The 18,612-nt window shown below is 74.1% G+C and carries 20 protein-coding genes and 1 pseudogene; 13 read left to right on the forward strand and 8 right to left on the reverse strand.

What is annotated here, in order from left to right:
- Positions 1–23 precede the first annotated feature (23 nt).
- Positions 24–659, reverse strand: a complete 636-nt coding sequence (locus ACSIH6_RS19315) for a hypothetical protein (protein ID WP_435109717.1) — start codon at positions 657–659, stop codon at positions 24–26.
- A gap of 58 nt (positions 660–717) precedes the next feature.
- Here ACSIH6_RS19315 and ACSIH6_RS19320 point away from each other — a divergent pair, with 58 nt between their 5' ends.
- The gene (locus ACSIH6_RS19320; protein WP_435109718.1) at positions 718–1,002 is read left to right on the forward strand and encodes a hypothetical protein; all 285 of its coding nucleotides are present in this window, start codon (positions 718–720) and stop codon (positions 1,000–1,002) included.
- A gap of 9 nt (positions 1,003–1,011) precedes the next feature.
- Here the strand turns inward: ACSIH6_RS19320 and ACSIH6_RS19325 are convergent, their stop codons facing one another.
- Positions 1,012–2,229 carry an MFS transporter gene (locus tag ACSIH6_RS19325; protein ID WP_435109701.1) on the reverse strand — a complete coding sequence of 406 codons (1,218 nt, stop codon included), beginning with the start codon at positions 2,227–2,229 and terminating at the stop codon, positions 1,012–1,014.
- Between the two features lie 281 nt (positions 2,230–2,510).
- Here ACSIH6_RS19325 and ACSIH6_RS19330 point away from each other — a divergent pair, with 281 nt between their 5' ends.
- On the forward strand, positions 2,511–3,263 hold the full coding sequence (locus ACSIH6_RS19330) for a thioesterase II family protein (RefSeq protein ID WP_435109702.1): 753 nt from the start codon (positions 2,511–2,513) through the stop codon (positions 3,261–3,263).
- Positions 3,264–3,441: 178 nt separating this feature from the next.
- Here the strand turns inward: ACSIH6_RS19330 and ACSIH6_RS19335 are convergent, their stop codons facing one another.
- A complete protein-coding gene (locus ACSIH6_RS19335; protein ID WP_435109703.1) occupies positions 3,442–5,277 on the reverse strand; it encodes a glycoside hydrolase family 13 protein in 1,836 nt (611 codons plus the stop codon).
- A 407-nt stretch (positions 5,278–5,684) separates the two neighbouring features.
- Entirely contained in the window at positions 5,685–6,083 is a 399-nt protein-coding gene (locus ACSIH6_RS19340; RefSeq protein ID WP_435109704.1) for a GNAT family N-acetyltransferase, read from the reverse strand.
- Positions 6,084–6,199: 116 nt separating this feature from the next.
- Here ACSIH6_RS19340 and ACSIH6_RS19345 point away from each other — a divergent pair, with 116 nt between their 5' ends.
- Entirely contained in the window at positions 6,200–6,721 is a 522-nt protein-coding gene (locus ACSIH6_RS19345; protein ID WP_026115190.1) for a GNAT family N-acetyltransferase, read from the forward strand.
- Positions 6,722–6,830: 109 nt separating this feature from the next.
- On the opposite strand, the gene ACSIH6_RS19350 is transcribed toward ACSIH6_RS19345, so the two are convergent.
- The gene (locus tag ACSIH6_RS19350) at positions 6,831–7,712 is read right to left on the reverse strand and encodes an aldo/keto reductase (protein WP_435109705.1); all 882 of its coding nucleotides are present in this window, start codon (positions 7,710–7,712) and stop codon (positions 6,831–6,833) included.
- A gap of 371 nt (positions 7,713–8,083) precedes the next feature.
- The gene (locus ACSIH6_RS19355) at positions 8,084–8,965 is read right to left on the reverse strand and encodes an aldo/keto reductase (protein ID WP_435109706.1); all 882 of its coding nucleotides are present in this window, start codon (positions 8,963–8,965) and stop codon (positions 8,084–8,086) included.
- Between the two features lie 173 nt (positions 8,966–9,138).
- On the opposite strand from ACSIH6_RS19355, the gene ACSIH6_RS19360 reads away from it, so the two are divergent.
- Entirely contained in the window at positions 9,139–9,540 is a 402-nt protein-coding gene (locus ACSIH6_RS19360) for an ACT domain-containing protein (protein WP_435109707.1), read from the forward strand.
- Between the two features lie 42 nt (positions 9,541–9,582).
- Here the strand turns inward: ACSIH6_RS19360 and ACSIH6_RS19365 are convergent, their stop codons facing one another.
- A complete protein-coding gene (locus tag ACSIH6_RS19365) occupies positions 9,583–9,750 on the reverse strand; it encodes a hypothetical protein (RefSeq protein WP_435109708.1) in 168 nt (55 codons plus the stop codon).
- Between the two features lie 25 nt (positions 9,751–9,775).
- Between ACSIH6_RS19365 and ACSIH6_RS19370 the strand changes: the two genes are divergently transcribed.
- The gene (locus ACSIH6_RS19370) at positions 9,776–10,300 is read left to right on the forward strand and encodes a CGNR zinc finger domain-containing protein (protein WP_435109709.1); all 525 of its coding nucleotides are present in this window, start codon (positions 9,776–9,778) and stop codon (positions 10,298–10,300) included.
- Between the two features lie 95 nt (positions 10,301–10,395).
- On the opposite strand, the gene ACSIH6_RS19375 is transcribed toward ACSIH6_RS19370, so the two are convergent.
- Positions 10,396–11,199 carry an IclR family transcriptional regulator domain-containing protein gene (locus ACSIH6_RS19375; RefSeq protein ID WP_435109710.1) on the reverse strand — a complete coding sequence of 268 codons (804 nt, stop codon included), beginning with the start codon at positions 11,197–11,199 and terminating at the stop codon, positions 10,396–10,398.
- Between the two features lie 325 nt (positions 11,200–11,524).
- Between ACSIH6_RS19375 and ACSIH6_RS19380 the strand changes: the two genes are divergently transcribed.
- The 8 genes and pseudogenes from ACSIH6_RS19380 (at position 11,525) to pcaDC (ending at position 18,563) form a co-directional block, all read left to right on the forward strand.
- The gene (locus ACSIH6_RS19380; protein ID WP_435109711.1) at positions 11,525–12,193 is read left to right on the forward strand and encodes a sulfotransferase family protein; all 669 of its coding nucleotides are present in this window, start codon (positions 11,525–11,527) and stop codon (positions 12,191–12,193) included.
- Positions 12,194–12,430: 237 nt separating this feature from the next.
- Positions 12,431–13,261, forward strand: coding sequence for a CoA transferase subunit A (locus tag ACSIH6_RS19385; protein ID WP_435109712.1), 831 nt, complete (start codon positions 12,431–12,433; stop codon positions 13,259–13,261).
- Positions 13,258–14,013 carry a CoA-transferase subunit beta gene (locus ACSIH6_RS19390; RefSeq protein ID WP_435109713.1) on the forward strand — a complete coding sequence of 252 codons (756 nt, stop codon included), beginning with the start codon at positions 13,258–13,260 and terminating at the stop codon, positions 14,011–14,013. Before ACSIH6_RS19385 ends, ACSIH6_RS19390 begins: the two co-directional genes overlap by 4 nt.
- A 119-nt stretch (positions 14,014–14,132) precedes the next feature.
- A pseudogene (locus ACSIH6_RS19395) lies at positions 14,133–14,291 on the forward strand (3-oxoadipyl-CoA thiolase); the annotation flags it as partial.
- A gap of 73 nt (positions 14,292–14,364) precedes the next feature.
- Positions 14,365–15,126: a protocatechuate 3,4-dioxygenase subunit beta gene (pcaH, locus tag ACSIH6_RS19400; RefSeq protein ID WP_435109714.1), complete on the forward strand. Its 762-nt coding sequence runs from the start codon at positions 14,365–14,367 to the stop codon at positions 15,124–15,126.
- Positions 15,123–15,686, forward strand: a complete 564-nt coding sequence (pcaG, locus tag ACSIH6_RS19405; RefSeq protein ID WP_435109715.1) for a protocatechuate 3,4-dioxygenase subunit alpha — start codon at positions 15,123–15,125, stop codon at positions 15,684–15,686. Before pcaH ends, pcaG begins: the two co-directional genes overlap by 4 nt.
- Positions 15,687–15,934: 248 nt before the next feature.
- Positions 15,935–17,308, forward strand: coding sequence for a 3-carboxy-cis,cis-muconate cycloisomerase (gene pcaB, locus ACSIH6_RS19410; RefSeq protein WP_435109719.1), 1,374 nt, complete (start codon positions 15,935–15,937; stop codon positions 17,306–17,308).
- Between the two features lie 118 nt (positions 17,309–17,426).
- Entirely contained in the window at positions 17,427–18,563 is a 1,137-nt protein-coding gene (gene pcaDC / locus ACSIH6_RS19415) for a bifunctional 3-oxoadipate enol-lactonase/4-carboxymuconolactone decarboxylase PcaDC (protein ID WP_435109716.1), read from the forward strand.
- Positions 18,564–18,612: the final 49 nt, after the last annotated feature.

Genomic DNA, 18,612 nt, shown 5'->3' on the forward strand with positions numbered 1-18,612 from the left:
GGCCCCTTCCCGGAGGGCCGGGGTCACTCGGCGGGCAGGTCCACGCGGATCTCCCCGCCCAGGGACGCGCCGCCCTCCAGTTCCAGGTCGTCGCCGCTCCAGAACCGGCCCGGGTCGTAGTACCCGGGCAGGCGCCCCGAGGGCAGCAGGCCCATGGCCTCGTAGGTCAGGGCGATCACCTCGGCGCAGTAGGCGGTCTCCAGCGCGCGCTCGCGCGGGCCCCTGCCGAAGGGCAGCCGCCGCAGGGGCAGGCGTCCGCGCGCCCAGCGGGCGGCCATCTGGGTGGTGGAGGGGAAGGGGGTGCCGTTGAGTCGGGCGACCGTGCGCAGGGCGGCGTCCTCCATCGCACCGTCCGCCAGGGGGTCGAGCTGGCGCAGCCAGCCGCGCTGGCCGTACTTGCGGCCCCACACCAGGACGGCGTCGCGCAGGTCGTGCAGCTGTACGCCGCGCTGGTGCCTGCCGGTCCACACGTCGGGCAGGGAGCGGCCGAGTTCGGCGTGCCACATCAGCGGCGGCAGGTCCTCGACCACGACGGACATGCCGACGTGGTTGACCGGGCTGTTGGTGGTGATCTGGATGGCGCGGTCGGCCGCGCTCGTGCCGCGAAAGACCCAGACGTCACCGGTCCGGGTGAGCTCCAGCGCCTCGTTCAGGGACATGCTCGTGTCTGCCACACCCACTAGCCTAGGGAACATGCGTTGGTGGAAGGCCCTTGGAGTGGCCGCTTTCGTGGGCGTCGCGGCGACCGGCGCGGTGATCGCGCGGTCCGAGCGTCAGCGCCGTGCCTACACCCCCGAACAGGTCAGGGAGCGGCTGCGCGAGCGCGCCGCCCAGGCCGAGGTCGCCGGGACGGACGGGACGCCCGGAACGGTCGTGGAACCGGGGGAGGACCTCGGGGTGCCCGCGTGGCGCCGTCGGCTGTCCGGGCTGGCCGCGGGGGTGCGGCGTTCCGCGGCGGCGGCCCTGGGCCTGCTGAGGGGCCGCGTCGACCGCTCGGTCTGAGGGCCGCCGTCAGGGCACGGCGGCCGGTCGGTCCGGGTCGGCCAGGCGTGAGACGCCGGGAACGGCCAGCGGCAGGAGCGTGGTCACCAGCCCGGCCACGGCCGCGCCGACCAGAACGGGGCGCGGGCCCACGGTCTGGGCCAGGGCCCCGGCCAGCGCGTACCCGACCGGTTCCAGCGCGAAGCTGCCCACCTCGTCGACGCTGATCACGACGCTGAGCAGGTCCTGGGGGACCGCCCGTTGCAGGGCGGTGTACCAGTACACGCCCAGGAGCATGAAGCCCGTGCCGGTGGCGGCGTAGCCGGTCAGCAGCAGCCAGACGGGCACGGTCGCGGCCAGGCCCAGCAGGACCAGCGGGTAGACGAGCACGCCCGCCAGGGAGACCAGGCCGGGGCGCGCCGGACTCCAGCGGGCGGCGACGACCCCGCCCAGGAGCTGGCCCGCCGACATGCACGACAGCGCCAGCCCGTAGACGGGTTCGGCGTAGGAGTCGGCGACCACGATCGGCAGCAGGGTGAACCCGGGGGCGAGGGTGGCCGGCGCCTGCACGGTGGCGACCGCGATGATCGCCACCACCCAGGGCCGCCGCACCACCTCGCGCAGCCCCGCCCGGAAGTTCGCGCCCATCGTGGCCCCGGAGCGCTCGGCGGACGGCGCCGCCTCGCGTACCAGCAGCAGCACGGCGCCGCCCACCGCGAAGGCCGCGGCGACCAGCGTGAACACCGCCCGCGCCTCCAGGGCGGCGAGCAGCACCCCGGCCGCGGCGGGGCCGGTCACGCCCATGCCGCGTCCCACGACGTTGCGCAGGGCGTTGGCCTCCCGCAGTCGGTCGCCGGGGACCAGCAACGGCATGATCGATCCGGCGGCGGGTTCGCTCACCGAACCCGCCACGCCGCTGGCCGCAGCCAGGCACACGAACCAGGGAGCGGAGTCGGGGCCCAGGGCGAAGCCGAGCATGACCGCGCACTGGGCCAGGACGCCCGCGGCCAGCGCGGTGGACTTGCGGACCCGGCTCACCAGGGCGCCCGCCAGCAGGGTGCACAGGGATCCCGCCACACCGCGCGCGCCCAGGACCAGGCCCAGGAGCAGCGGCCCGTGCCCGGCCAGCACCAGGCCGACCATGGCCACGGGCAGCATCGCCGAGCCGAGTTCGCTGGCGCCCCTGCCCGCGAGGAGGAGGCGTAACCCCCGGTGGCGCAGGGACGGGGGCAGCGCACGCGCGCGCATGGGTACTCCTCGGGAAAAGCCCTCAGTGTGCCGGTGGCCCCCGCGGCCTGGCGAGTGGTTTTCCGGCGGCCGGGGGGCGGGGCGCTGCCTCCCGCGGCTTCCGCGGTGGGGAGGGGCCAAGGTGTTCCCGCGTGTTCCACGGGTAGGGGGCCGTGTTCCAGGGGGGCGTGCGTCCCCGGGCCGGGGAGCGTTGTTACCCACTGGTACTACCGACTGGTAGCTTTGCTCTGTCGTGATGGCCGTACGGCCGCACCCGGACACGGACAGCGAGGAATCAAGCAGTGCACGAGGGCGTCCTCATCCGGCCCCGACCCGTCCCCCGGGCCCGCTTCCGGATCTTCCTGCTGCACCACGCGGGCGGATCCTCCCTGGGCTACCGGCCCTGGGTGCGCCACTTCCCGGCCGACTGGGAGGTGTGCCTGGTGGAGGCGCCCGGACGCGGCCGGACCTCGGAGGACAAGCCCTTCCGTGACGCGGGGGAGCTCGCCCGCCACCTGCGCGCGCACCTGGCCCCCGAACTGGACCGCCCCTTCGGGTTCTTCGGCCACAGCATGGGCGCGCTCCTGGCCTACGAGCTGACCGCCCGGCTGGCCGCCGACGGCCCCGCCGACCCCGCCTGGCTCGGGGTGTCGGCGTGGAGCCCGGCCCCGGGCCCCGAGCACGACGAGCCCCGGCACCTGCTGCCCTCCGAGCAGCTGCGCCGGGGCATCGCCCGCATGGGCGGGACCGCCGCCGGGTCCCTGGCCGACCCCGAGCACTGGAAGCTCGTGGAGCCGCTGATCCGCGCCGACCTCGAACTCGTCGACACCTGGTGCCCGGATCCGGACGCCCCGCCGTTGAGGACGCCGCTGTCGGCCTTCGGCGGTCAGGGTGACCCCGGCGTCACGCCCGAGCGCCTCGCCGCCTGGGACGGCTGCGCGGCGGGGCCGGTGGAGCGCCACATCCTGCCCGGCGAGCACTTCTACTTCGTCGGCCGGATCGGCGACGTGGTCACCCGCATCGTCAAGGACGTCCAGGCCGCCCTGCCCCGGTAAGCCCGAGGCGCCGACCGCCGGGTCGGGTCGGCCGGGGACAGCCCTGCTCATGAAGGCGTCGTCGGCGCCCACCGTGCCTCTGGGAGCGACAACACCGAGGAGGGGACCCCGCGCGCCGCACCGGAGAAGTTGGCGGCCGGTGCACGGCACGCGGTGCCCCGTGACGTTGTTCCGCCCGTCAGCCCCCGACCGCGATGACGTAGCCGGGCCCGTCCGCCGCCAGCTCCACCCGCTCCGCGCCCTCCAGGCCCGCCCGTGCCCCGCCGCCTCGGGCGAGCACCTCCAGACCCGAGACGTCCAGGTCGGCCAGGGCCGCGGACAGCGCACCGTGCGGGCCGTCGGCCAGGTGCACCAGCACCACCTGGCCGTCGAGCGAGCGCAGGAAGGTCATGTGGTGCGGACCCGCGTCCAGCCAGCGCAGGCCGCCGGTCTGGAGCGCGGGCAGCTCCCGGCGCAGGGCCAGCAGCCGGGTGTGGGCCTCCATCGTCCCCAGGTCCCACGCCTCGGGCCGGTGCCAGGGCATCGGCCTGCGGGCGTTCTCCCCGTCCACGCCCTCCATGCCGATCTCGTCGCCCGCGAACACGAACGGCACGCCGGGCAGCGTCACCTGCGCCGCCACCCCGACCTCGTGCCGCCCGGGGTCGCCGCCCACCACGGTCCGAAAGCGCGTCGAGTCGTGCGTGCTCAGCGCGTTCACGCTGTGCGTCAGCACCCGCCACGGCAGCCCGGCGTTGGTCGCGCGCATCGCCCGCACCGCCTGTTCGGCGCCGCTGCGCGGCAGCGGCGAGTCCGTGCGCAGGTAGCGCACCCGCTCGGGCGCGGTGTTCAGCCACGTCCACACCGGCCGGGTGAACCCGGCGTAGTTCATCACCCCGTGCCACCCGTCGTGGTGGGTGTCGGGGCCCGCGTCGTGGAAGTGCTCGGCCAGCAGCCACGACCCGTCGCCGCCCCGCTGGTCGTCCACCTCGCGCATCCGTGCCGCGATCTCGCCGGAGACCTCGCGGTTGAGGTCCTGCGCACCGTTGCGCCCGGTCATGTTGGCCACGTCGATGCGCCAGCCGTCCAGCGCGTCCGGCCCGCTCAGCCAGCCCACGAGCACCGAGTCGTCGGCGCCGTAGACCCGGCGCCGCAGCTCGGTCGAGGAGTAGTCCAGCTTCGGCAGGCTGGGCACCCCCAGCCAGCCCACGTAGCCGTCCGGGTGGTCGGTGAAGTGGTAGAACCCCGCCTCGGCGGAGTCCGCGTCGGCCCGCGCCGCCAGGAACCACTCGTGGGCGTCCCCGGTGTGGTTGGTGGTCAGGTCGCCCATCACCCGCATGCCGCGTTCGTGCGCGGCCCGTGCCAGCTCCCGCAGGGCCCGGTCGCCGCCGAGCAGCGGGTCCACCTCGGAGAAGGTGGCGGCGTCGTAGCGGTGCGTGGAGCGCGCCGGGAAGACGGGGGTCAGGTAGACCACCTCCACGCCCAGCGCGGCCAGGTGGTCCAGGCGGCGGCGCACCCCGTCGAGCGTGCCGCCGAAGTACTCGCGGGTCGCGGTCAGCCCGAAGGCGGAGGGCTCGTCGTCCCAGGAGCGGGGCAGCGCCCAGTCGGGGTGCTCGGCCGGGGGCTCGATGGAGTCGTCGTCGCGGGCGAAGCGGTCCGGGAAGACCTGGTAGACGCTCGTGCCCGTGACCCACGCGGGCGGCGGGGGTCCGTCGATCAGCCGGAAGTCCGCCGCGTCGGTCACCTCGTGCCCGTGGACGCCCTCCTGGTTGAGCCACGTGTACTCGGCGCCGCGCACGATCGCGAACCGGTAGTTGGTCACGACCGGGCGCACCGGCACGTTCGCCTCGAACCAGACGGCGTCGCCCGACGCGTGCGTCCTCTCGGCCCGGAAGGTGACGCCCTCGCCGTCCTCCACCACCCGGGCGTACACCGCGTCCGCGCCCCCGGGCACGCGCACGCGCAGCCTCGCCCGGCCCTCCCCGACGCTGACGTGGTCGGGGGATCCGTCGTGGTGGGGGTCGCGGACGAACTTCATGGGGCGGCTCCTGGGCTGCGGGGTGCTGACACGTGAGCGGACCCCGCCGCGTGGGCGGCGGGGTCCGGTCCAGACTGGTCAGTATCGCAACGGGAGTCGGGCGTCGCGAATCCTTTTACACCAGCCTGGGTCTTTTGTCGCGCTTTGTTCCTTCGTGGTGTCCCACCTGTTCGGTCCGAGGGGGTCGGGGGCGGCTTCGCTGGCACCGAGGGGGCAGGCCAGCGGGTTTCCCTGCGGGGGTCGAGTGTCTGGGAGCGCTCCCAGGTGTGGTGGACACCCTAATCGTCGTGATACGCGGTGTAAAGGGGTCGTGACGGACGGGTTCGCGGCCTGTCCGCGTGGGCCTCGTGCCGACGCGCGCGGACAGGGCGGCGGCCGCGCGCACGCCTGTCACGCCGCCCTCCCCGTCAGCCGAGACGGAGTAGACCGGCCTGGGTGGGGCCGAAACCGCACGCCCGGCGGTAGAACCCCTCCAGGTGGGGCTCGTAGTCGACATGGACCCATTCGATGCCCAGTTTCCGCAGGTCCCGCACCAGGGCCGCCACGACGCGGCTGCCCACGCCCTGGCGCCGCACGGCCGGAGACACGGCGGTGTCCAGGAGGAACGCGTGGGTGCCCCCGTCCCAGACCGCGTGCACGAATCCCACCAAGCGTCCCTCGCGGAACTCCCCGGCCCACGAGCGGCTGTGCCTTCGGAGCCTGGCGTCCCAGGGAACCAGCGTGTAACCGCCGCCGAAGGCGTCGGAGTGCAGGCGCGACACCTCCTCGTCATCGACGGGAAAGCGGGTGCGCAGGTCGTGGGGCATGGTCTTCGCCTTTCGAGGCGGACTTCGCGGGTGTCAGTACGGCGGGCGGGGCGTGATGCCGAGTCTGTTGACCTTCCCCCCTGTCGTGGTGGTTTGTCGCGGGTTACGGTGGTGATATGAGCCTTGAGTTGCCAACCGACCGACTCCTCATCCGGGAGTGGCAGCTGGACGACGCCGAGGAGGCCCTGCGCATCTACGGGGCCGACGAGGTCGCGCACTGGCTGACGCCGGAGTGGCATCCGGTGCACGACACCGATGCGATGCGTCTGGTGCTGCACGCCTGGGTCGAGGCGGGGCCCAACCTGATTCCGCCCGCGGGACGCTGGGCCATCGTCCGCGAGGAGGACGGACAGCTCGTGGGAGGACTCTCGCTGAAGCTCCTCCCGCCCTTCGAGGAGGACTTCGAACTCTCCTGGGTGCTGCGCCCGGACGTGTGGGGCCAGGGGTACGCCACCGAGGCGAGCCAGGCCATCATCGCGTGGGCCTTCAAACAGGGCATCGAGGAGGTCTTCGCGGTCGCGCGCCCCAACAACAAGCGGGCGATGGCCGTGGCGCGCAGACTGGGCATGGAGTGGGTCGGCGAGACCGAGAAGTACTACGACATGCGCCTCCAGGTCTTCCGCATGCGCCCTAGCTGATCAGGGAGAACGGCCCACCGCCCGCTTCCGTGGAGCGAGCGGCCCGCCGCCCGCCCCGAACACCTGCGGCCCCGTCGGGAAACCGGCGGGGCCGCACGCGTCCACCGGCTCAGCCGTCCAGGAACTTGGCGATGCGCTCGGTCTCGGACTCCGACAGGCGGACCGCGGCGGCGGCCGTGTTCTCCTCCAGGTGCGCCACCCGCGACGTGCCCGGGATGGGCAGCATCACCGGCGAGTGGTGCAGCAGCCACGCCAGCGCCAGCTGCGCCGGGCTGACCCCGTGCTCGGCGGCCAGCGGGGCCAGCGGCGAGTCCGGTCCCACCAGCTCACCGCGCCCCAGCGGTGCCCATGGCAGGAAGGCGATCCCGTCCTTCTCACACTGTTCCAGCACGTCCTCGCACTTGCGCGCGACCGGCCCGTACCAGTTCTGCACCGACGCCACCGGAGTGATCGCGCGGGCCGCCGAGAGCTGCTCCACGGTCACCCCGGTCAGCCCGATATGGCGGACCTTGCCCTGTTCGCGCAGTTCCACCAGGGCGCCGAGCTGGTCGGCCAACGGCACCTGGGCGTCGATTCGGTGCAGCTGGAGCAGGTCGATCCGCTCCAGCCCGAGGTTGCGCAGGCTCAGCTCCGCCTGCTGCCTGAGGTACTCGGGGCGGCCCAGGGGGTGCCACTGCCCCGGTCCGGGGAGCGCGAAGCCCACCTTGGTGGTGACCACCAGGTCCTCGGGGTAGGGGTGCAGCGCCTCGCGGATCAGCTGCTCGCTGATCTGGGGTCCGTAGGAGTCGGCGGTGTCGATGAGGTTCACGCCCAGCTCGACCGCGCGCCGCAGCACGGCCAGCGCCTCGTCGCGGTCGCGGGGCGGTCCCCACGCCCCCTGGCCGACGAGCTGCATCGAGCCGTACCCCAGGCGGCGTACCGGCAGGTCGCCGCCGATCACGAGGGTCCCCGACTCCCGGGCGATGTGTGGTGTGGCGTGTACGTCGGTCACGAAGGTTCCTCCCGGACGGCGCTGGGCCGAGCGTGCGGAGCCGGGGCGGGAACCGGGCGAAGACGCGCGAGACCGGGCCTCCGGCGGTGTCCCGGGCAGAATCTCAGCAGGTGGGAGCGGTCGCAAGGAACCACGGGGCGCGTCGGACCGGATTCCGGGCTCCGCGCGGCGCCGGTGGGGGAGGAAGTGCGCCAACGGTGCTTTTGCCTGCCGCCTGCCGCCTGCCGCCTGCCGCCTGCCGCCTGCCGCCCGCCGCCCGGTGCCCGCCGCCCGCTGCCGCACACCATGTGTGCGCGGTGCGGGCGGCCCCGCCGCGGACCCCGGCGGACCCGGCGCCCGTGACGCGGTCCCGACGGGGCCCGGATCCCGGATCAGGTGCCCAGGTACTGGCTGATGCGCTCGGTCTCGGACTCCGACAGGCGCACCGCGGCGGCGGCCGTGTTCTCCTCCAGGTGTGCCACCCGCGACGTGCCCGGGATGGGCAGCATCACCGGCGAGCGGTGCAGCAGCCAGGCCAGGGACAGCTGCACCGGGGTGATCCCGTGCTCGGCGGCCATCGCGGTCAGCGGGGAACCCGGCCGCGCCAGCTCACCGCGCCCGACCGGCGCCCAGGGCAGGAAGGCGATCCCGTCCTTCTCGCACTGTTCCAGCACGTCCTCGGACTGGCGGAACGACGGCGCGTACTGGTTCTGCACCGACGCCACCGGAGTGATCGCGCGGGCGGCGGACAGCTCGTCCACCGACACCTCGCTCAGTCCGATGTGGCGGATCTTGCCCTGTTCGCGCAGCTCCACCAGGGCGCCGAGCTGGTCGGCCAGCGGCACCTCGGGGTCGATCCGGTGCAGCTGGAGCAGGTCGATCCGCTCCAGCCCCAGGTTGCGCAGGCTCAGCTCCACCTGCTGCCTGAGGTACTCGGGGCGGCCCAGCCTGTGCCACTGCGCCGGGCCGGTGCGCGCGAAGCCCGCCTTGGTGCCGATGACCAGGTCGTCGGAGTAGGGGTAGAGCGCCTCGCGGATCAGCTGCTCGCTGATCTGGGGTCCGTAGGAGTCGGCGGTGTCGATGAGGTTCACGCCCAGTTCGACCGCGCGCCGCAGCACGGCCAGTGCCTCGTCGCGGTCGCGGGGCGGCCCCCACACCCCCTCGCCGACGATGCGCATCGCCCCGAAGCCCAGGCGGTGCACCGGCAGGTCGCCGCCGATCACGAGGGTCCCCGACTCCCGGGCGATGTGTGGTGTGGCGTGTAGGTCGGTCACGGTGTCCCTTCCGGACGGCGCTGGGGCCGCGTGCTCAGAACTTCCAGGGAGGAGGGCCGCCGCACGGTTCCCGCGTGCGCGGATTCGCGTCCCCGGCGGTGTTGCGGGCAGGATCTCAGGAGGCGGCGCGCGCCCGCAAGGCGCCACGGGCGCGCGGGGGAGGGGGGAACCGGGTGGCGGGGGATCTGGAGCGGTTGCTGGCGGGAACGCGGGTCCGGCTGCGCCCGGGCGGTTACGTCTTCACCACCGTGCCGGACGACGCGTCCCTGCCCGAGGGGGTGCGTCCGGTGGTCACGGTGGCCGAGGACGAGGCCCTGACCGTGGTGTGCCCCCGCGAGGAGGCCGACGCGGCCGGGCTGCCCTACGAGGACGCGGTCACCTGGATCACGCTGGAGGCCTCCGCCGGGGCGGAGGCGGTGGCGCTGGTGGCGGCGGTGGCCGCCGCGCTGACCGGGGCCGGTCTGCCGTGCGACGTGGTGTCCGGCTTCCACCACGACCACGTGTTCGTTCCCGAGGAGGCGGGGGAGCGGGCGGTGGCGGTGCTGCGGGCCCTCCTCGGCTCCGAAGAGGGCTGAGCCGCGGGGGCTGAGCCGCCCTTCGAACGCCACCGCGCTGGCTCACCCCCGCCCGGGACCGACCGAGACCAGGTCGTCCTGGAGCAGCCCGAAGGCCCGGGTCAGGATCACCCTGCGCCCGCCGCACGCGCAGCGCTGGTAGGCGACGACGCCCTCGCTGGTGGTGTGGTTTGACTCGGTGGTCCAGTGGTGTTCGTGCCGTGTGCGCATGGGGCCAGTCTGGTGTAATGGCATTATGCATCTCAACCCTTACGGCCAGGATCCGGTGACCCTGGCCGTGGACCTGGTCAACCGGCCGCTGACCGGTGTGGCGGACCTGGAGCGCCGCTGCGCCGGAGTGGGCTTCCTCCTCGAACGCCCCGTCGGCGAGGACGACGTCGCCGCCGTCGGTGAGTTCCTGGAGCGCTGGGCGCGGGTGGTCGACGCCGCCGACGCGTCCGCCCGCGCGGACCGGCTCAACCCGCTGCTCATCGAGTTCTCCGCCGCCCCGCGCCTGACCGACCACGCGGGCACCGGATGGCACCTGCACTACCGGCCCGACCTGCTGCCCGCCCACCGGCAGGTGGCCGCGCTGCTCTCCGTCGGCACCGCCCTGCACCTGACCGGCCGGGGCATGGACCGGCTCGGCCGGTGCGCGGCGCACGGTTGCGACCGCGTCTACGCCGACTTCTCGCGCGGCGGACGCCAGCGCTACTGCTCGCCCGCCTGCGGAAACCGCGACGCCGTCCGGCGCCACCGCGCCCGCGCGGTCCAGCCCTGACGCGCGGCCCGGCCGACCAGCCGCCCCGGTCGGGAACGCCCGCTTCCGGGGCGCGGGCGGCGGACCGGTCCGCCGTGACGGGAGAACCGGTGGGCTCAGGAACCCGCGTCGCGGCGCGCCACCGAGGCCAGGTCGGCCTCGATGCGCGCGGTGGTCTCCAACAGCGCGGGCAGCAGGTCGCGGCGCACGTCCTCGATCGAGGCCCGGTTGGCGTGCGCGGACACGTTCGCGGCCGCGATCACCCGGCCCGACCCGTCGCGGATGGGCGCGGCCAGCGAGCGCAGGCCCTCCTCCAGCTCCTGGTCGACGATGGCGTACCCCTGCTCACGCACCCGCTCCAGTTCGGCGCGCAGCTCGGCCGGGTCGGTGATGGTGAACCGGGTCAGCGGGGTGAGCTCCACCCGCTCCAGGTAGGCGTCCAAGCCGCGGGCGTCGTGCCCGGCCAGCAGGACCCGGCCCATCGAGGTGGCCGAGGCGGGGAAGCGGGTGCCCACCCGGATGGCCACCGCCATGATCCGCGAGGTCGCCACACGCGCCACATAGAGCACGTCGTCTCCCTCCAGCACCGACACCGAGGCGGACTCGTGCACCCGGGCGGACAGGTCCTCCAGGTGGGGCTGGGCCACGTCGGGCAGTCCGGCGGAGGCCACGTAGGCGTAACCCAGCTCCAGCACGCGCGGGGTGAGCGAGAACAGCCTGTCGTCGGTGCGCACGTAGCCCAGGTCCACCAGCGTGAGCAGGAAGCGGCGGGCGGCGGCGCGGGTCAGGTCGGTCTCGCGCGCGACCTCGCTGAGCGTCATGGAGCGCCGCTCGGCGGAGAAGGCGCGGATGACCGTCAGGCCGCGCTCCAGGGACTGCACGAAGTGGGCGCCGCGGGCCTCTTCTTCTTCGGTCGGCATCTGCTCTTCCCGGTTCGGTTGCGGGGGCGGCTGGCCGCAGCCCCCGGAAAGGTTCTCACACCGCCCGGACGGAGTGGCAGAGCCTGTTCGCGGGGTGCTGCGGGGCGCCACGGGGGCACCGGGCAGGGGGCACGTACCGCCCACCCGGCGGCGACCCGACGGGCACGGCCGGCCTGGCCAGTCCTCTTGTCGGGCTGCCGGGGCCTCCAGCGCCCGGATATCGGCAACAGCCTCCTGTGCTCAGAGTGTTCGTGTTACAACAGAAAGCGATCGGGGGCGTTCCTGATTCGGGCGTGAAGCCCTGTGGCGACCAAGGGGGACGACGGTGGACGTGATCGGAGCGGGCTTCCCGCGCACCGGGACGACGTCGGTGAAGGCGGCTCTGGAACGGCTCGGCTTCGGCCCCTGCCACCACATGTTCGAGGTGATGTCGTCCGCCGAACTCGCGGAGCACTGGGCAGGGATCGCGGACACACCCGCCGGTGAGGTGGACTGGGCCCGCCTGCTGGAGGGCTGGCGCTCGGGCGTGGACTGGCCGTTGTCGTTCTTCTGGCGCGAGCTCGCCGACGCCTTTCCGGACGCGAAGGTCCTGCTCACCGTCCGCGATCCGCACCGGTGGTACGAGAGCATGCGCGCGACCATCTTCGAGATCGTGCGCGAGGCCGCAGGCAAGCCGTCCGGACCGGGGGTTCCGCTCCAGGTGGGCACGATCCTCCCCCTCCTGGAGCGCATGTGGCTCGCGCACTTCGGCGTTCGGCACGACGAGATCCCCGACGAGGCGACCGCGGTGGCGGCCTTCGAACGGCACACGGCCCGTGTGTGTGCCGAGGTCCCGGCCGACCGGCTGCTGGTGTACCGGGCAGGGGAGGGATGGGAGCGCCTGTGCGCCTTCCTGGGCGTCGACGTTCCGGACGAGCCCTTCCCCCGCCTCAACGACACCGAGGAGATGCGCGCGAAACACGAGCGGTGGCGACGCGGTGAGCCCGTGACCTGACCGGGTTTCCCGCCGCCTGACTCCGGCGCCGCTGACCGGACGGACTCGTCCGATCAGCGGCGCCTCTTCTTTTCCCCGGAGCGGCCGTGCCCGCCGACCGGGTTCGGTCCGCCCGGCGCTCCGCGCGTGCCGGGCGGACCTCACGCGTGCCTTGACCACGTCCGGGAACGGCGCTACCGTCAAAGCCAAGATGTGCGCTCTGAGAACATGCATTCGCTATCCGAACGGGAGTGCTCCATGATCGTGCCCCTGGACGAGGCGGTACGCGAGCTCGTCCACGACGGCGACACCGTCGCCCTGGAGGGGTTCACCCATCTCATCCCCGTGGCGGCGGGGCACGAGATCATCCGTCAGGGCCTGCGCGACCTCACGCTGGTGCGCATGACCCCCGACATCGTCTACGACCAGCTCATCGGCGCCGGGTGCGCCAGCAAGCTCGTCTTCTCCTGGGGCGGCAACCCCGGGGTCGGCTCGCTGCACCGCTTCCGCGACGCCGTCACCTCCTCCTGGCCCGCGCCCCTGGAGATCGAGGAGCACAGCCACGCCGGAATGGCCAACCGCTACGTCGCGGGTGCCTCCGGCCTGCCCTTCGCCATTCTGCGGGGCTACTCCGGCACCGACCTGGTCGCCAACAACCCCAACATCAAGGCCGTCACCTGCCCCTTCAGCGGGCAGGAACTGGCCGCCGTGCCCGCCCTGAACCCCGACGTCACCGTCGTGCACGCCCAGCGCGCCGACCGCGACGGCAACGTGCAGCTGTGGGGCATCACCGGCATCCAGAAGGAGGCCGTCCTGGCCGCCGACCGCGCCCTGGCCACCGTCGAGGAGGTCGTGGACGTCCTCGACCCCGTCCCCGGCCAGGTCGTCCTGCCCGCGCGCGTGGTCGACCGGGTCAGCGTCGTCCCCGGGGGCGCCGCTCCCTCCTACGCGCACGGCTACTACGAGCGCGACAACGAGGCCTACCGCGCCTGGGACGCCGTCGGCCGCGACCGCGAGGCCTTCACCGCCTGGCTGGAGGAGCTCACCTCGGCTCCCGCCGCACCCGAGCCCGCTGGGAGGGGCCTGTGACCACCGCGACCTGGACCTCCGACGAGATCATGACCGTCACCGCGGCGCGCTCGCTGCGTGACGGGATGTCCTGCTTCGTCGGCATCGGCCTGCCCAGCACCGCCGCGAACGTGGCCCGCCGCACCCACGCGCCGGGCCTGTGGATGGTCTACGAGTCCGGCACCCTGGGCACCGTCCCCGACCACCTGCCGCTGTCCATCGGCGACGGGATCCTCGCCGACACCGCCGACACCGTGGTCTCGGTCCCCGAGGTCTTCAACTACTGGCTCCAGGCCGGGCGGATCGACGTCGGCTTCCTCGGCGCCGCCCAGATCGACCGGTACGCCAACATCAACACCACCGTCATCGGCGACTACGCCGACCCCAAGGTGCGCCTGCCCGGGGCGGGCGGCGCCCCCGAGATCGCCGCCTCCTGCCGCGAGGTCATCGTCATCATGCGGCACAGCCGCCGCGCCTTCGTCGAGAAGGTCGACTTCGTCACCTCGGTCGGCCACGGCTCAGGCCCCGGCGACCGCGAGCGCCTGGGCCTGCGCGGCGCCGGTCCGGTGCGGGTGATCACCGACCTCGGCGTGCTCGAACCCGACCCCGTCACCCGCGAACTCGTCCTGACCGGCGCGCACCCGGGCGTGGACGCGGACGCGGTCCGCGAGGCCACCGGCTGGGACCTCACCGTGGCCGACGACCTCGCCGTCACCCCCGAGCCCACGGAAGGGGAGCTGACGGTGGTGCGCTCCCTGACCGGGGCCGACTGAGGGGGCGGCGGGCACGCCCCACGCCCGACTGACGACGTCGGGCTCCAGTCCGTCCGCGGTCGGGCCTCCCCCGGCCGCACCACACCAGGAGGTCCACGGTGACCGACGTCCACGTCCTCGACGGAGGCGCCATCGCCATCGGCCACCCGCTGGGCGCCTCCGGTGCCCGTGTCCTCGGCTCGCTCGCCCACGAACTGCGGCGGCGCGGCGGAGGACGGGGGCTGGCGGCGCTGTGCATCGGCGTCGGCCAGGGTCTGGCCGTCGTCCTCCAGGCCTGACAGACAGGCTGACAGGCCTCCCACCCCCGCGGCGACCGGGAGCCGGCGCCGCCCGAGACGGAGGAACACCGCCATGTCCACCCCACCCGACGCGACCACGGCGTCCGGGCTGTCCGTGCCCGGCTACGTCCGCGACCACGACAGCCACCCGCCGCTGGACCACCCCGGGTACGGGAGCACCGCCCTGCGCCACCCCAAGCGCCCGCTCACCCTGCTTCCGCACACGCTCACCGAGATCACCGCGCCCGTCCTGGGACAGGACCGCCTCGGCGCGCTCGACCACGACCTCACCCGCCAGCACGACGGGGAGCCCCAGGGCCAGCGGATCATCGTGCACGGCCAGGTGCGCGACAGCGACGGCGCCCCCGTACCGCACACGCTGGTGGAGGTCTGGCAGGCCAACGCGGGCGGGCGCTACCGCCACAGCGGGGACAACTGGCCCGCCCCGCTCGACCCGAACTTCAGCGGTGTCGGGCGCGCGCTGACCGACGCCGAGGGGCGCTACCGGTTCGTCACCGTCCGCCCCGGCGCCTACCCCTGGCGCAACCACCGCAACGCCTGGCGGCCCGCGCACATCCACTTCTCCCTGTTCGGCCGGGCCTTCACCCAGCGCCTCGTCACCCAGATGTACTTCCCCGACGACCCGCTGTTCTTCCAGGACCCCATGTGGAACTCGGTCCCCGATCCGAAGGCGCGCGAGCGCATGCTCGCCGCCTACGACCACGACGCCACCGAACCCGAGTGGGCGCTGGCCTACCGCTGGGACATCGTGCTGCGCGGGCGCGAGCAGACCCCGTTCGAGTCCGAGGAAGAGATCCTGGAGGACGACGAGTGACCAGGTATCCCACCACCCCGTCCCAGACGGTCGGCCCCTACCTGCACATCGGCCTGCCCTGGCCGGACGGCCCCCACGCCGTGGCCGAGGGCACGCCGGGCGCGGTGTGGATCCGCGGCACCGTGTACGACGGTGCGGGCGCCACGGTCCCCGACGCCCTCGTCGAGACCTGGCAGGCCGACCCCGACGGGCGCTTCGACCACCCCGACGACCCGCGCGGCGCCCGGGCCCGCCCGGGCTTTCGCGCCTTCGGCCGCTGCCCCACCGACGCCGCGGGGAACTACGGGATCCTCACCCTCAAACCCGGCGCCGTCCCGGGGCCGCACGGGGACCAGGCGCCGCACGTGGACGTGTCGGTGTTCGCGCGCGGCATGCTGCACCGGGTCGTCACCCGCGTGTACTTTCCCGAGGAGGAGACCGCCAACGCCGCCGACCCGGTGCTGGGGAGCATCGGGGACCCCGAGGCCCGGGCCACCCTCGTCGCCCGCCGCACGGAGGACGGATACCGCTTCGACGTCCGCCTCCAGGGCGAGGGGGAGACCGTCTTCTTCGACATCTGACGTCGGAGAACCGGAGCGGGGGATGGCCGCCGTGGTCGACGGTTCCACGGCGGCCGCCCCCGCTCCGGGCTGACCAGATGGGCTGACCAGAGATGTCGCCGGTGCGCCGCGTGTGGCCCTGGCCCGCGCTGATCCTGTACTCATAGTCGGTGTCGGCGTTCGAAGCTCGCCACAAGCACAGGATCACGGCCGAGGGGAACGGCTGGCGCACACCCACCACCCGCCACGACGAGTCCTGGAGGAAACCCGTGCCCGGTCTGTTCGACGGCGTCCTCGACCACGGCCCGCTGGCCGCACTCACCGACGACACCGCCTGGCTCCAGGCCCTGCTCGACGTGGAGGCCGCCCTCGCACGCGCCCTCGCCGACACCGGCGCCCTGTCCGCGGAGCGCGCCGAGACCCTCGCCGCCGCCTGCCGCGCCGACCGCTACGACCCGGCGGCGCTGGGCCGGGCCGCCGCAGACGGCGGCAACCCGGTCATCCCCCTGGTGAAGGAACTCACCGCCCGGGTGCGCGAGACCGATCCCGAGGCGGCCCGCCACGTCCACCGGGGCGCCACCAGCCAGGACGTCATGGACACCGGCGCCATGCTGCTCGCCCGCCGCGCGGGCGCCGCCCTGCTCGCCGACCTGCGCGCGCTCGCCGACCACCTGCGCGGACTGGCCCGGGCGCACCGCACCACCGCCATGCCCGGCCGCACCCTGCTCCAGCAGGCACTGCCCACCACCTTCGGCGCGGTCGCCGCGGGCTGGGCCAACGGGCTGGCCGAAGCCGCCGACCAGCTCCAGCACGTGCTGGAGCACCGTCTGGCCGTGCAGTTCGGCGGCGCCGTCGGCACCCTGGCCTCCCTCGGCGAGGACGGACCCGCCGTCACCGCGGCCCTGGCCGCCCGTCTGGGCCTGGCCGAGCCCGTCCTGCCCTGGCACACCGAGCGCGGCCGGATCGCCGAACTGGCCGGGGCCCTGGGGCGGACCTGCGGGGCGGTCGGCACCGCCGCCCAGGACATCGTGCTCCTCGCCCAGACCGAGGTGGGCGAACTGGTCGAGGACGGCGGCCCCGGAGTCGGCGGCTCCTCCACCCTGCCGCACAAGCGCAACCCCGTCGCGGCCGTCAGCGCCCTGGCCAGCGCCCGGCAGGCCCCCGGACTCGTCGCCACCCTGTTCGCCGCCCAGATCCAGGAGCACCAGCGGGCCGCCGGGAGCTGGCACGCCGAGTGGCTGCCCCTCACCGACCTGTTGCGCCGCACCGGCGCCGCCGTGGCCTGGCTGCGCACCAGCACCGCCCGGCTGAGGGTGGACGCCGCGCGCATGCGCGCCAACCTCGACGCCACCGGCGGCCTGTCCCTGTCCGAGCGCGTCACCACCGACCTGGCACCCGAACTCGGCCGCATGGACGCCCACCGCCTGGTCGCCGACGCCTGCCGGGAGGCCGTCGACTCCGGCCGGGAGCTGGCCGAGGTCCTCACCGAACGCCTCGACGGGGTCCGCGGTGGTGGGCGGATCCGCGCGCTGCTCGACCCGTCCGGGTACCTGGGCTCGGCCCCGGTGTTCACCGACCGGGTCACCGGCGCCGGAACGGGTAGGACCGGCGACGCGGCGGACACCGGCCCCAGGGGGCACTGATTCCGTGGAGAACACCGCGGTCGCGCGGGGGACACCAGCTCCGCTGGGAACACCAACCCCGCGGGGAACACCGGACGCACGCGAAACACCGACGGCGAAGAAGGAACACGAGGATCCGATGAGCGTTGACCTGCACCACACCGAGAGCGGACCAGCCGACGCACCGCCCCTGCTGCTCGGCGGCTCCCTGGGCACCACCACGCGGATGTGGGACCCGCAGGTCGAGGCGCTCTCGACCGTGTTCCGGGTGATCCGCTTCGACCACCGCGGACACGGCGGCTCACCCGTCCCCGAGGGGCCCTACGGTATGGCCGACCTGGGCGGCGACGTCATCGCGCTGATGGACCGGCTGGGCATCGAACGCGCCCACTACGCGGGGCTGTCCATCGGCGGCATGGTCGGCCAGTGGCTGGCCGTCCACCACCCCGGGCGCATCGACCGCCTGGCCCTGATGGCCACCTCCCCCCACATGGGCCCGGCCCGGAACTGGCGGGACCGTGCCGCGATGGTGCGCGCCGAGGGCACCGGGGCCGTGGCGGACTCGGTGGTGGAGCGCTGGTTCACCCCGGCCTTCGTCAAGGAGCGTCCGGCCGAGGTCGCCGTGCTGCGCGACCAGGTCGCGTCCACCGCGCCGGAGGGGTACGCGGGCTGCTGCGGGGCCATCGAGACCCACGACGTGCGCGGGGACCTGCACCGGATCAGCGCGCCCACACTGGTCATCGCCGGGGCCGACGACCCGTCCACCCCGCCCGAGGGCAACGCCGAGCTGATCGCCGAGCGCGTCCCCGGCGCGCGCCTGGTGGTGCTGGAGGAGGCCGCGCACCTGCTGTCCTGGCAGCAGAGTGCCAAGGTCAACACCCTGCTCACCCAGCACTTCGCGTCCGCCGACCGCCATGGCGCGGGAACGCGGATGCGCCGCGCCGTGCTGGGCGACGAGCACGTGGACCGGGCCCGGGCGCGCACGACCGGCTTCACCGAACCGTTCCAGGACCTCATCACCCGCTACGCCTGGGGTGAGATCTGGACCCGCCCGGGTCTGGACCGCCGCACCCGCAGCTGCATGGTGCTCACCGCGCTGGTCGCGCACGGGCACTGGAACGAACTGGCCATGCACGTGCGCGCCGCGCTGCGCAACGGGCTGGAGCCCGACGAGATCGGCGAGGTGTTCCTCCAGGCCGCCGTCTACTGCGGGGTGCCCGCCGCGAACCGGGCCTTCGGCATCGCCCAGGAGGTCTTCGCCGAGCAGGACGCGTAGGCGTGGGGGCGCTGGTCAGGGTCGTGCGCTGACCAGCGCCCTCGGGTAC

Origin of the sequence: Nocardiopsis synnemataformans (assembly GCF_965343085.1) — a bacterium.
Taxonomy (GTDB): domain Bacteria; phylum Actinomycetota; class Actinomycetes; order Streptosporangiales; family Streptosporangiaceae; genus Nocardiopsis; species Nocardiopsis alborubida.